Origin of the sequence: Hyphomonas sp. UBA4505, from assembly GCF_002388685.1 — a bacterium.
GTDB lineage: Bacteria > Pseudomonadota > Alphaproteobacteria > Caulobacterales > Hyphomonadaceae > Hyphomonas.
This window is the reverse complement of sequence record NZ_DGMZ01000003.1, coordinates 267,550-279,674: the sequence shown is the minus strand read 5'-3', so window position 1 is coordinate 279,674 and position 12,125 is coordinate 267,550. Positions and strand designations below refer to the sequence as shown.

11 protein-coding genes are annotated in these 12,125 nt (G+C 55.6%); 8 read left to right on the top strand and 3 right to left on the bottom strand.

The window, feature by feature from the left end; all coding sequences use genetic code 11:
* Positions 1 to 6 precede the first annotated feature (6 nt).
* The 3 genes from B3527_RS02960 to B3527_RS02950 all read left to right on the top strand — a co-directional run bounded on the left by B3527_RS02960 (position 7) and on the right by B3527_RS02950 (position 3,625).
* On the top strand, positions 7 to 666 hold the full coding sequence (locus B3527_RS02960; RefSeq protein WP_206990726.1) for a tetratricopeptide repeat protein: 660 nt from the start codon (positions 7 to 9) through the stop codon (positions 664 to 666).
* Positions 667 to 815: 149 nt separating this feature from the next.
* Entirely contained in the window at positions 816 to 2,480 is a 1,665-nt protein-coding gene (gene ettA, locus B3527_RS02955; protein WP_290479625.1) for an energy-dependent translational throttle protein EttA, read from the top strand.
* A gap of 281 nt (positions 2,481 to 2,761) precedes the next feature.
* Positions 2,762 to 3,625 (top strand): sulfotransferase family protein, encoded by an 864-nt coding sequence (locus B3527_RS02950; protein WP_206990724.1) that lies wholly within the window; start codon positions 2,762 to 2,764, stop codon positions 3,623 to 3,625.
* Positions 3,626 to 3,694: 69 nt separating this feature from the next.
* On the opposite strand, the gene B3527_RS02945 is transcribed toward B3527_RS02950, so the two are convergent.
* Together B3527_RS02945 and B3527_RS02940 are read right to left on the bottom strand one after the other, a co-directional pair.
* Positions 3,695 to 4,324, bottom strand: a complete 630-nt coding sequence (locus tag B3527_RS02945; protein ID WP_242517323.1) for an MlaC/ttg2D family ABC transporter substrate-binding protein — start codon at positions 4,322 to 4,324, stop codon at positions 3,695 to 3,697.
* 35 nt (positions 4,325 to 4,359) lie between these two features.
* Entirely contained in the window at positions 4,360 to 5,115 is a 756-nt protein-coding gene (locus B3527_RS02940) for an MlaA family lipoprotein (protein WP_290479624.1), read from the bottom strand.
* A gap of 164 nt (positions 5,116 to 5,279) precedes the next feature.
* Here B3527_RS02940 and B3527_RS02935 point away from each other — a divergent pair, with 164 nt between their 5' ends.
* The 5 genes from B3527_RS02935 to metH are packed head-to-tail and all read left to right on the top strand — an operon-like array spanning position 5,280 to position 11,273.
* Positions 5,280 to 6,236, top strand: a complete 957-nt coding sequence (locus B3527_RS02935) for an ArsR/SmtB family transcription factor (protein ID WP_290481109.1) — start codon at positions 5,280 to 5,282, stop codon at positions 6,234 to 6,236.
* Positions 6,233 to 7,141 (top strand): methylenetetrahydrofolate reductase [NAD(P)H], encoded by a 909-nt coding sequence (gene metF, locus B3527_RS02930; RefSeq protein WP_290479622.1) that lies wholly within the window; start codon positions 6,233 to 6,235, stop codon positions 7,139 to 7,141. The genes B3527_RS02935 and metF overlap by 4 nt, the downstream gene beginning before the upstream one ends.
* A 3-nt stretch (positions 7,142 to 7,144) precedes the next feature.
* Positions 7,145 to 8,218 (top strand): homocysteine S-methyltransferase family protein, encoded by a 1,074-nt coding sequence (locus tag B3527_RS02925; protein WP_290479621.1) that lies wholly within the window; start codon positions 7,145 to 7,147, stop codon positions 8,216 to 8,218.
* A complete protein-coding gene (locus B3527_RS02920; RefSeq protein WP_290479620.1) occupies positions 8,215 to 8,643 on the top strand; it encodes a gamma-glutamylcyclotransferase family protein in 429 nt (142 codons plus the stop codon). Before B3527_RS02925 ends, B3527_RS02920 begins: the two co-directional genes overlap by 4 nt.
* The gene (gene metH / locus B3527_RS02915; RefSeq protein WP_290479619.1) at positions 8,640 to 11,273 is read left to right on the top strand and encodes a methionine synthase; all 2,634 of its coding nucleotides are present in this window, start codon (positions 8,640 to 8,642) and stop codon (positions 11,271 to 11,273) included. Before B3527_RS02920 ends, metH begins: the two co-directional genes overlap by 4 nt.
* Here the strand turns inward: metH and B3527_RS02910 are convergent.
* Positions 11,270 to 12,109 (bottom strand): DUF5694 domain-containing protein, encoded by an 840-nt coding sequence (locus B3527_RS02910; protein ID WP_206990717.1) that lies wholly within the window; start codon positions 12,107 to 12,109, stop codon positions 11,270 to 11,272. The genes metH and B3527_RS02910 overlap by 4 nt on opposite strands.
* Between the last annotated feature and the right edge of the window lie 16 nt (positions 12,110 to 12,125).

The window sequence follows — 12,125 nt, the reverse complement described above, 5'->3', positions numbered from 1 at the left end:
GTCGCTATGCAAGTAGTGGTTTATGCATATCGTGCACTTATGGCGGAAGGGGATGTTCTGTTCGAACAAGCGGTCGCCTTGCTACTCGATAGCGAGGGCGGAGAGAGCTTGATGAAATCCGCGGCGTTGATGCGCCGGGCTGCGGACTCCGGACATGCTGCGGCTGCCAACAATTTCGGCGCCATGCTACATCATGGGCGGGGCGTCCATCAGGACTTTGCCGCTGCCAGAGCATATTATGCACAGGCGGCGGAGGCTGACCTGCCACCCGCATTGTTCAATCTGGGGTTCATGAAGTTACGAGGCCTTGGTGGCGAGCGTAACGAGACGGATGCGCGCCGTTTGTTTGAGCAGGCCGCGCATATGGGCGAAGTGAACGCGATGACATACCTCGGCGTCATGATGATGACCGGCGCTGGTGGCCCTAAAGAGTTCAAAACCGCGCAATCGTGGTGGGACAAGGGCGCAGAGCTCGGCGACAATCGCTGCGCATTCAACCTCGGAATTGCTCATGCAGGTGGGCATGGCCAGGACCAGCCCGACTTTGTCGAAGCTTGGCGCTGGTTCAGTCGGGCTCAGGATATGGGAAATCAAAGTGCTGAAACCGAGCTCGAGCGTCTCGCAAGTGTGCTGACCGACGACGAGCGCAAACGCATCGAAGGCTAATCGACAATTTGGTAGAAGAGGAGGTTTCTGGCTGAGCGAGGTTTGCCAGAGATGTTTCTCAGAACAGGTTGCGCTTACCCGCTTGATTTTCGGCCACGTCCGCGTAACTGAGGCGACATATTCCCCCAAAGTTTCAGGAGACGCTTTCAATGGCCGGTCCCCAAATCGTATTCCAAATGCAAGGCCTGACCAAGGCATATGCCGGTGGCAAGAAGGTGTTCGAGAACATTCACCTGAATTTCCTGCCGGATGCCAAGATCGGTGTCGTCGGTGTCAACGGGTCTGGTAAGTCCACGCTGCTGCGTATCATGGCGGGCGAAGACAAGGACTTTCAAGGCGAAGCCTGGGCGGCCGAGGGCGTGAAAGTCGGTTACCTGCCGCAAGAGCCGAAACTCGACCCCAAACTTAGCGTGTTCGACAATGTCGCTTCAAAATGCCCTGAAAAGCAGATGCTGGACGAGTTCAACACCATTTCAGAAAAGCTTGGCGAAGACTATTCCGACGAGTTGATGGAGCAGATGACGGCGCTGCAAGAGAAGATCGATGCGGCTGACGCATGGGACATCGACTCCAAGATTTCGATGGCGATGAACGCGCTGCGCTGCCCCGATGATGACGCGGATGTGGAAAGCCTGTCCGGCGGCGAGGTTCGCCGTGTCGCGATCTGCCAGCTGCTTCTTTCAAAGCCCGACATGATCCTGATGGATGAACCGACCAACCACCTCGACGCCGAAACCGTTGCGTGGCTGCAGAATTATCTGATCAACTTCCAGGGCTGTGTGATCCTCGTGACCCACGACCGATACTTCCTTGATGATATTACCAGCTGGATCCTCGAACTCGACCGTGGCCGCGGTGTTCCCTTCCAGGGCAACTATTCCGGCTGGGTTGAGCAAAAGGCCAAGCGGATGGAGCAGGAGGCGCGTGAAGAGTCCGGTCGCAAGCGCACCCTGGCGAAGGAACTTGAGTGGGTTCGTTCTGGTCAGAAGGCGCGTCAGGCAAAATCCAAGGCGCGTATCAACGCCTATGAGGAAATGGCATCGCAGGCTGAGCGCGAGAAGGTCATGACCGCACAAATCCGGATTCCCCCCGGCCCGCGCCTTGGTGGAGTCGTTCTGGAGGCGGAAGGGTTGCGAAAGGCATTCGGCGACAATCTCCTGATCGAAAATCTGGACTTCAAATTGCCTCCTGGTGGTATTGTTGGTGTCATCGGCCCGAATGGTGCGGGTAAATCGACCTTGTTCAAAATGATCCTTGAGCAGGAGAAGCCAGACCAGGGTAGCCTGCGCATCGGTGATACGGTGAAGATTGGCTATGTTGACCAGAGTCGCGACAAACTCGATTCCGACAAGAATGTCTGGGAGGAAATCTCCGGGGGGACGGATGTCATCGATTTGGGTGGTGTTGAAGTCATGTCGCGCGCATATGTTGGCGCGTTCAACTTCAAGGGCACAGATCAACAGAAAAAAGTCGGGCTCCTATCTGGTGGTGAGCGTAATCGTGTCCATCTCGCCAAGATGCTCAAAGGTAGCCACAATTTGCTTCTGCTAGATGAACCGACCAACGATCTCGACGTGGAAACCTTGCAGGCGCTCGAAGAAGGTCTCGACAATTTCCCCGGCTGCGCGGTGATCATTTCGCACGATCGCTGGTTCCTGGACCGTATGGCAACGCACATTCTCGCATTCGAGGGCGATTCCCATGTTGAATGGTTCGAAGGCGACTTTTCTTCCTACCTTGAAGACAAGAAGCGCCGCTTAGGTGAGGATGCCGTCAATCCCAAGCGTCTGAAGTTCAAGAAATTTGCCCGCTGATTGGCAAGATTTTCGGCCCGCTGGAAGTCGGGCCGTACTTGTTGGCCCAAACTAAAAATGAATTGTCATCGCATTACTGATGAGCGTTTGCTTTGCGGGTAGTGAGAAGTGTGATCGAATTTTGGTATAAATTCGAATTTCGTTAGCATTGGTTAACGAAATGCTTGCGCGTTGTCATTCCTTTGCCGATAAGAGGCTCACCCTTTGAAGGGTGGGGACAGAATGTGCGTATATGCTCGAATTGGGCATTTGTGCCCATGACAATGCGGGAATGTTCGACGATGATCCAAACCGGCGAACCAGGGGACAAGACTGCGGCTGACGCAATCGTCATTGGGGCGATGCGAGCTGGCACGACCGCCCTGTACCGAGTATTCCTTGAAAGCGGTCTAGTGGCCGTGCCGGAATGCAAGGAAACTGACTTTTATCTGTCCAAAGAAAATTTTGCGCGAGGCCTCGGCTGGTATCGCAAACAGTTTGGCAATTCGGACCTTCCTTGGGTGGATTTTTGTCCGAACTATACAAAGCGGGACATGTTTCCAGGCGCACCAGCGCGGACTTATGAAAATGCTCCGAACTCGAAGCTGATCTTTATCGCCCGGGATCCCGTTGCGCGGGCCGAGTCCCAATACAAGCATACATTCATGCATTCAGCATCTCTCGCTGAGCCGGCTGATGTGTTCGACACACATGAGGGTGAGCACATACTTATGGTTAGCAAATATGCTTACCAGTTGGAGCCCTACTTTGAGTACTGGTCTAAAGACGACATTTTAATCGTAGATTTCAACGATCTGCTTGCCAACTCTTCCTCCGTGTTCAGGCGGATCGCAGAGCATATCGGTCTGGCACCTTCGGCCGTCGAACATTTGAGCAATCTGCCCGAGGCAAATTCGGGAGAGGAAATTCGCAAAATGCCTCGTTGGTGGGGGCAAATGCGAGATACAGGTATGGGGAGATACGTCCGTTCGCGCACGCCGCGAGTCCTCATCGACTCCCTGCGCGCAGCGGTCAAAACGAGGAAACCCGTCGAAGTTCCAGAATTCGACGACAGGATTCGTTCTAATCTGGCGCAGAAGCTGAAAACTGATGCGAGTCGCTTTCGGGAGCTGACTGGAAAACCGTTCCGCAGCTGGAGCGTGTAAGCCACACGTAAAAAAGCCCCCAACCAGCCGTCTGGTGGGGGCTATTGGTCTTTGGCTGATTTCAGACGACTAGCTTCGCTTCTCGGTTTCCAGCTTCCGCTTCATGCTTTCGATCTTGTCAATCAAGGCCTCGGCCGAGCCGTTCGAGCGGTCTAGCAAAGCGAGGAATTGGGCGCGCTGTTCGATTGCGAGCCAGATCAAATTACCGTCCAGATTCAGGGCAACGTCTACGACCTGATACTTGCCGTCGCGGGTCAGAACGCGCCACCGCACATCCATGTCTTTGCCGTCCTGACGCTTAATGACCGTGTTGACGATCGAATCGGTCGCAGATCGATCCACCGAATCCTTTACGATCACGGCTTCTCCGCGATAGGCGTCGAGTTCATTCTCATAAACTGCGAGTGCATACTCCCGAAAAACTTTCCGGTAGCGAGCTAACTCATCTTCGCTGAAGCGGCGCGCATACTTGCCAATGGCAAAGTTGGACACCGCAGTCATGTCGGTGAACTCATCCATGTAAGTATTGAATTTTTCTGTGCGCTCTTCTGAGTCCAGGGACGGATCGTTCAGCGATGCCAATACGTCACTGGCATTCTCCTGAACATAGGATTCTGTCTTTGCGTCTGCCTGGCTGGTTGGGGCAAGCATCAATACTGCAGCGCCAGCCAATGCAAAATATCGGTAGTAGCGTTTCACATTTCGCTCCTGTTGGTGGTCATCACGCCCCGGACCTACTCTTCAAATTCGTCAAAATCAGGGAGATCCTCGTAAGCATCTTCCTCGTCTATGCGACCATTACGTATTTCTGCCTGACGCTGGGATGAATAAAGTCTCCGCAAAGCGATGTAGGGCTCTGGCTGAGCATTCAGTTGCTCCAGCGCATCATCGAGGGCGACGCGGGCATTCAGCCCTCCGAGAATTCCACGACTCATTTCGATGTGATCGTCGAGGTCGGGATTGTTATCGAACTCTGTCCAGACAAGCGGATCCAGCGCACGATCCACACCGCTACCGAACAGGTCACGCGGCGTTGTTGGACCCATGAGGGGCAGGATCAGGAAGGGGCCGCTGTCGACACCCCACACAGCAAGGGTTTGTCCAAAATCCTCATTGTGCTTCTCAATACCGGTATACTCAGCAACGTCCCAAAGTCCGGCGATACCCAGCGTCGAGTTCAGAAAAAATCGAGCGAACGTTTCGCTAGCGCGATCACTCTCGCCCTGCAGGACATCGTTCACAAAGATCACTGGAGACTTCAAGTTGTGAAGGAAGTCGCTCAGTCGGTCGCGACCGTACTCGGGGGTCACCGTCTCATACAAGTCTGCTGCGGGGCCGAGCGCATACTTGTCTACGCCACTATTGAAGGCGAACATCTGACGGTTGAAGCCTTCGTAAGGATCGGGAACGGTGCCGGATTCAAGGTTTTGTGTGGACGCACAGGCTCCTAGCCCCATGGCAAGAACCGCAGCAAAGAGTCGCTGTGTCATGTGTGGATAACCCCGTTGTGGAAGCCGGTAGATGGTAGTTAAGCGCTGGCGCTTCAACTCTCAATCTCTACCGAAACACGCATAGGTGATATTTCTGTAAAGCTGTGTTGCAAAAACATATAAATCAATGTTTATATCATTAAATGACTTCACGGCTGTCATCCATGATTGAGGCTCTGCGCGCAGCAGGGGAGCCCACTCGTTTGAGGGTGTTGGCCCTGTTGCGCCAGCGCGACCTGTCGGTCGGGGAACTGGTGCAGGTATTGGAGCAGTCCCAGCCTCGCCTGTCTCACCACCTGAAGGCGCTCACGGCTGCAGGTTTGGTTGAGCGTTTGCCTGAAGGTTCATTTGTCTTCTACCGCGCTTCAACCGGGTCGTATGGAAAAGCATTTCTGGATTCCTTGTTTGCGCAACTGGATCGAGACGAGCCGGAACTGGCTCGTGATGCAGCACGTCTGGACGAAGTGAGCGCTGCGCGTGCGGAATCAGCTGAAGCTTACTTCTCAAACATCGCTGAGACGTGGGACCGTTTGCGGTCTCTTCACTATCCCAACGATCTGATCGAGGGGGCTCTAGTCGAACTCGCGGGGATGGGACCATTTGGGCGCGTCCTGGATTTCGGAACCGGTACTGGACGTATGCTGAGCCTATTTGCACCGTTGGCCGAGGAAGCAGAGGGCATTGACCTAAGTCATCATATGCTCACTGTCGCGCGGGCAAATCTGGAACAGCAAGGCGTGCATGGTGCCCGCGTGCGTCAGGGGAACGTGACAGCTGTACCGTTTGACGACAACTCTGCTGATTTGGTGATCATTCATCAGGTTCTTCACTATATGGACGCGCCAAATCGGGCGATCGCGGAGGCTAGCCGTGTGCTGAAGCCCGGCGGCCAGCTCCTGATCGTGGATTTCGCACCGCATGATCTGGAGTTTTTGCGCGCCGAGTATGGCCATCACCGGTTGGGTATGGCGCACGAAGCTATGGCTGTGTGGTCTGCCGATGTGGGCCTCGACCTCTTCGAGCCGCGTTCCTTTGCGCCTCCCGAAGGTGAACAGGATGGTCTCACCGTAAATATCTGGAAGGCGGTCAAGTCCGCCAAACCCAAGGAGCATGTCGCATGAGCTCGCTCGTTACCCCTCGGCAGGCAGGCTCGCCGTCTGTTTCATTCGAGTTTTTTCCGCCCAAATCCGAAGCGATGGCTGATCGCCTGTGGGAAACGGTTGAGCGCCTCGAGCCGATGACTCCGAATTTTGTTTCCGTCACTTATGGCGCCGGGGGATCTACGCGTGAGCGCACCCACGACACTGTTCGCCGGATTGCTCAACAGACCCATTTGCGACCGGCTGGTCACTTGACGTGCGTCAGTGCAACCAAGGATGAAGTGTTGTCCGTTGCGGAAGATTACTGGGACGCTGGGGTAAGGCATATTGTTGCCCTTCGCGGTGATCCACCGAGTGGCATGGGCGAGAAATTCGAACAGCACCCCGGTGGGTTCAGGGATTCAATCGATTTGATTGAAGGCATTCGTGCCCATCGGCCCGATCTCGGTCGCTGCTTCGAGATTTCTGTGTCCTGTTATCCTGAGCTTCATCCTGAGAGTCAGGGGTGGGACGCCGAAATCGCGTTTCTGAAAGCAAAGCAAGATGCAGGTGCGGATCGAGCAATCACGCAATTCTTCTTCGAGCCGGAAATCTACCTGAATTTTCTGGAAAAGGCTCGTGCAGGTGGTGTTACCATGCCCATTGTGCCGGGCATCATGCTGCAACCGAATTTCAAGGGCTTGAAGCGTATTTCTAAACTGTGTGGCGCATCACTGCCGACCTGGCTGCATGAGCTCTATCAGGGCCTTGAGGAGGATCAGGAAACGCGGGAACTAGTAACAGCTAATGTTGCGGCGGACCTTTGTCGGAAATTGTCCGATGAGGGGGTCTCCGATTTCCATTTTTACACGCTGAACCGGGCTGGGTTGGCTTTGTCCACCTGTCGCCTGCTCGGACTGAAACCCAAACCAGTTGAGGCCGCTTGAGCCATGAACAGACAAGATCGCATCAGCGCCCTGAAGGCAGCCGCCAAGGAACGAATTCTCATTCTCGATGGATCGTGGGGGGTCATGATTCAGAGGCGCGGCCTGGAGGAGGGAGATTACCGAGGGACTCGGTTCAGCGAGTCTGATTATCCCGGCCAGATGAAAGGAAACAATGATATTTTGTGCCTGACGCGGCCGGATATCGTGACCGACCTGCATGATGCCTATTATGGAGCAGGTGCCGACATTTCCGAGACCAACACGTTCAGCGCAACGGTCATCGCGCAGGATGACTACAAGCTGGACCCGCAATCTGTCTGGGACATCAATCTGGAAGGGGCGAAGCTCGGCCGGGCTGCGGCCGATGCGTGGACGGCGAAGACGCCGGACAAGCCGAGGTTCCTGGCGGGCTCCATCGGGCCTCTAAACAAGATGTTGTCCATGTCATCGGATGTAAACGATCCAGGCGCTCGGTCTGTGACCTTTGATGAGGTCTATGAAGTCTATCGCCAACAAATCCGTGCGCTGAACGAGGGTGGGGTCGATCTCTACCTGATTGAGACGATTACAGACACTCTGAATTGCAAGGCGGCGATAAAGGCGATCATGGACCTTGAAGAAGAGGGCATGGACCAACTGCCCATCTGGATTTCCGGCACGATTACTGACCGGTCTGGTCGTACACTGTCCGGCCAGACGGTCGAGGCGTTCTGGAACTCGGTACGTCACGCGAAGCCTTTTGCTATCGGATTCAATTGTGCGCTTGGCGCTGACTTGATGAGGCCGCACATTGCGGCTCTGTCACGCGTAGCGGACACGCTTGTCGCTGCCTATCCGAATGCTGGTCTGCCGAATGAAATGGGCCAGTATGATGAGCAACCTGAAGAAACATCCGGTTCTGTAGGTGGTTGGGCGAAGGATGGTCTTGTGAACATTCTGGGTGGTTGTTGTGGTACCACCCCGGAACATATCGCGGCGATCGCCAACGCAGTCGACAGCATAAAGCCACGTGACCCGGCGCCGAGCAAACACACGATGCGCCTGTCGGGGCTGGAGCCATTCGAGGTGGCCTCATGACGGCCAGAGCCGTGGAGGTCGGAGACCTTTTCGTTTTCTATGGACTGCTCAAGCTGGGCGCGGCCGGGCAACCCGCCGATCTGCCGCTGGACAGTGCGGGTGTCTTCGGGGCGCCCTGCCGCTTTCGAGGGCGGATGATCGATCTTGGAGGTTTTCCGGGCGTCATCGAGGGTAATGAGCTTTGCCGTGGTATTCGCTGGCGGATCGGCGATACAGCGATCATGTCAGCAATGGATGCCTTCGAGGACGTAACCAACGACCCGGTGACCAGTCTATACTTGCGTAAACGAATTTCCCTGTTGGATGACACCGGGGCTGAGTCAGGCGAAACCGCCTGGATTTATTGGTATAATCGTCCTGCAGACGGGTTTCCCTCTGTGGTCGATGGCAACTGGCCGCTAGACGCCGGGAAAACGAGAAAATGACAATTGCAGCTTCCCAATCTTTTGTGAACATTGGTGAACGTACCAATGTGACAGGTTCTGCGCGTTTCCGGAAAATGATCACCGAAGGTCGTTACGCGGATGCCGTTGAGGTCGCGCGACAGCAGGTCGAGAGCGGCGCGCAGGTGATCGACGTAAACATGGATGAAGGCATGCTGGATGGCGCCGAGGCCATGCGCACCTTTCTGAACCTGATCGCCGCCGAGCCGGACATTGCCCGTGTCCCGGTCATGATCGACTCTTCCAAATGGGAGGTGATCGAGGCTGGCCTGAAATGTGTTCAAGGCAAGGCGATCGTCAACTCCATTTCCATGAAGGAAGGCGAAGAGACGTTCCGGAAGCAGGCGCGAGCCTGCCTCGCTTACGGCGCGGCCGTCGTGGTTATGGCGTTTGATGAAGTGGGTCAGGCCGACACCAAAGACCGCAAGGTCGAGATCTGCCAACGTGCTTTCAGAATTCTCACTGAAGAAGTCGGGTTCCCCGCTGAAGACATCATCTTTGACCCGAATGTCTTTGCCGTCGCAACGGGCATAGAAGAACATAACAATTACGCGGTCGACTTCATTGAGGCGACGCGCGAAATTCGCAAAACATGCCCGGGATGTCATATATCCGGTGGGCTCTCGAATGTCTCATTCAGCTTCCGAGGCAATGAGCCCGTTCGGCGCGCCATGCATTCTGTCTTCCTCTATCATGCCATTCCGGCAGGCATGGATATGGGCATCGTCAATGCCGGCCAGCTCGATATCTATGATGATATCGAGGCTGACCTGCGCGAGCGCGTCGAAGACGTGATTCTGAACCGCCGCGAGGATGCCACTGAACGGCTGATCGAGATAGCTGAAGGCTTCAAGGGCCAGAAAGGAAAGACGGCCGAGAAGGATCTGTCCTGGCGCGAGGCGCCTGTCGCGAAGCGGCTCGAATACGCGCTCGTGCACGGCATTACCGAATACATTGATGCGGATACCGAGGAAGCGCGCCAATCGGTCGAGCGTCCGCTGCATGTCATCGAAGGCCCCCTGATGGACGGGATGAATGTCGTTGGCGACCTGTTCGGCTCTGGCAAGATGTTCCTGCCGCAAGTGGTGAAGTCCGCGCGCGTCATGAAACAGGCTGTCGCTTGGCTCGAACCTTACATGGAGGAGGAGAAGCAGCGCCTCGGCACTGTGGATGTTTCGAATGGTAAGGTTCTGATGGCGACTGTGAAGGGAGATGTTCACGACATCGGCAAGAATATTGTGGGCGTGGTTCTGGCCTGCAACGGTTATGAGATCCTGGATCTTGGTGTCATGGTGGCCGCAGAAACCATTCTGGATACGGCCGAAAAAGAGGGTGTCGATATCATCGGGCTTTCAGGCCTGATTACACCAAGTCTTGATGAGATGGTCTATGTCGCCTCTGAAATGGAAAGGCGTGGTATGAAACAGCCACTCCTGATTGGTGGTGCTACGACCAGTCCCGCTCATACGGCGGTCAAGATTGATCCGGTCATCCGAACAGCCCCCGTTGTGCATGTGTCCGATGCGAGCCGTGCCGTCGGCGTCGTCAGCACGCTATTGAGCGAAGACGACAAACCGGCCTTTGTAACGCAGACCAAAGCACGCTATGAGCGGATGCGCGAAGCGCGCGCGGGCGGTCCGCCGAAACCGCGACTGCCGATAGGTCAGGCGCGCGAGGCTAGGCTCAAACTAGATTGGAAAACTTACACGCCGCCACAGCCAACGTTTGAGGGCGTGCGGACTTTTGAAGATTTCGATCTCGCGACGTTGGCGCGCTATATCGATTGGACTCCCTATTTTTCGGCATGGGACCTGGCGGGTCAGTATCCCCAGATATTGGAAGACAAGATTGTCGGCGAGGCTGCGACCGGCCTTTGGAATGACACTCAAGCCATGATGCAACAACTCGTCGGGGAAGCGTGGTTGAAGCCGAAAGCTGTGGTGGGCTTCTGGAGGGCAAATTCTGATGGCGATGATATTTGCCTCGATTCAGGGGATGTCTTTCATACGCTTCGCCAGCAAATGGTGAAGGATAATTCCCGCGCCAACTTCGCATTGTCCGACTTTGTTGCACCGGAAGGCGATGACTGGATCGGTGGATTCTGCGTTACTTCAGGTCCGCATGCGGAGGAAATTGCGCAAGACTTCATTAAGAGAGGCGACGATTATTCCTCCATTATGGTCAAGGCGCTGGCTGACCGGTTTGCAGAGGCGATGGCGGAATACATGCATGAGCGTGTTCGCAAGGAGTTGTGGGCTTATGCTCCCGATGAAGACCTGTCCAATCCTGAACTGATCAAGGAGAAGTATCGCGGCATCAGGCCGGCTCCCGGCTATCCGAGCCAGCCGGAACACACCGAGAAGGAAACCCTGTTCCGCCTGCTCGAACCTGAGGCGCGCATTGGCGTTTCGCTGACCAGCAGCTTCGCCATGACGCCTGCAGCCAGTGTTTCGGGACTCTACTTCGCGCATCCCGACAGCGTATATTTTGCGGTTGGACGTATCGAAAAAGACCAGGTCGAGGATTACGCGCGGCGCAAGGGGTGGGAGACGCGCAAGGCGGAGCGTTGGCTTGCGCCGATTCTCAATTATGATCCGTTTGCTGTCGACTAATCGGTGAGGTAGGGGGTGGCTTCGACCAGTTCGAAGCCGGGCGTTTCCTGCGCGAAGTGGCGCAGCCAATAGTTGTGTCCTGATCCGTATACGATGAGGATCCGGTCTCCTGGTTCTGCAATTTCGGTGATGTTCGCGAAGATTTCGGCATTGCGAGCATACCAGCCATAGTTCAGAACGGCACCCGCAGCATCTTCGATATCCGACATGTCGAGCAGGCCATAGTAAAAGTCTGAATGCATGGTGCGGATCACAGCCGGGTCATTCTGTCGGACCAGCAATTCTGCGATGGGGGTTGAGGCCTGGTCTTGCATGAGGACTTCGGCTTGGGTCTTAATTGTGTCGATCAGACTGGTGATCTTGTCTTCCCGGCCCGTGCGTGCAGCAAAGGCTTCCACCCGATCGAAGGGAAAGTAGGCGATTTCACCATCCTGAGTGTCGACTGCGTAGACCCGGTCAATTCCGGTCTCGTGCGCGATGCGGTAGCCGATCTGGACCCTCTCGTTGCGCTTTCGGGTCAAATCCTCGGGGACGAAGTCCACAAAGTTCGGGTCGAGCGCATCATCGGTCTGGCGGATGCGCTCCAGGGCGATGGCGGTGGGGCGAAACGCGGTCAGCCGCTCGGCCAGGTCTTGCAGTTCCGCCTGGCGGTGCGGCGCCAACACATCATCTGCATCCGTGTTCACCAGATCCAGGCCCGGATTTTCGAAATGATAGGTGCCGAGCACCATGACCTGGACAGGTTCGACCCGATCTTCGGTGGGCGGCGTTTCGGCTTGTGACAGGGGCACGGCGCAGGCGGCCAGGACAGACAGGGCCAAGAGGGCTGATTTCATGCTCGATTTCTCCTTT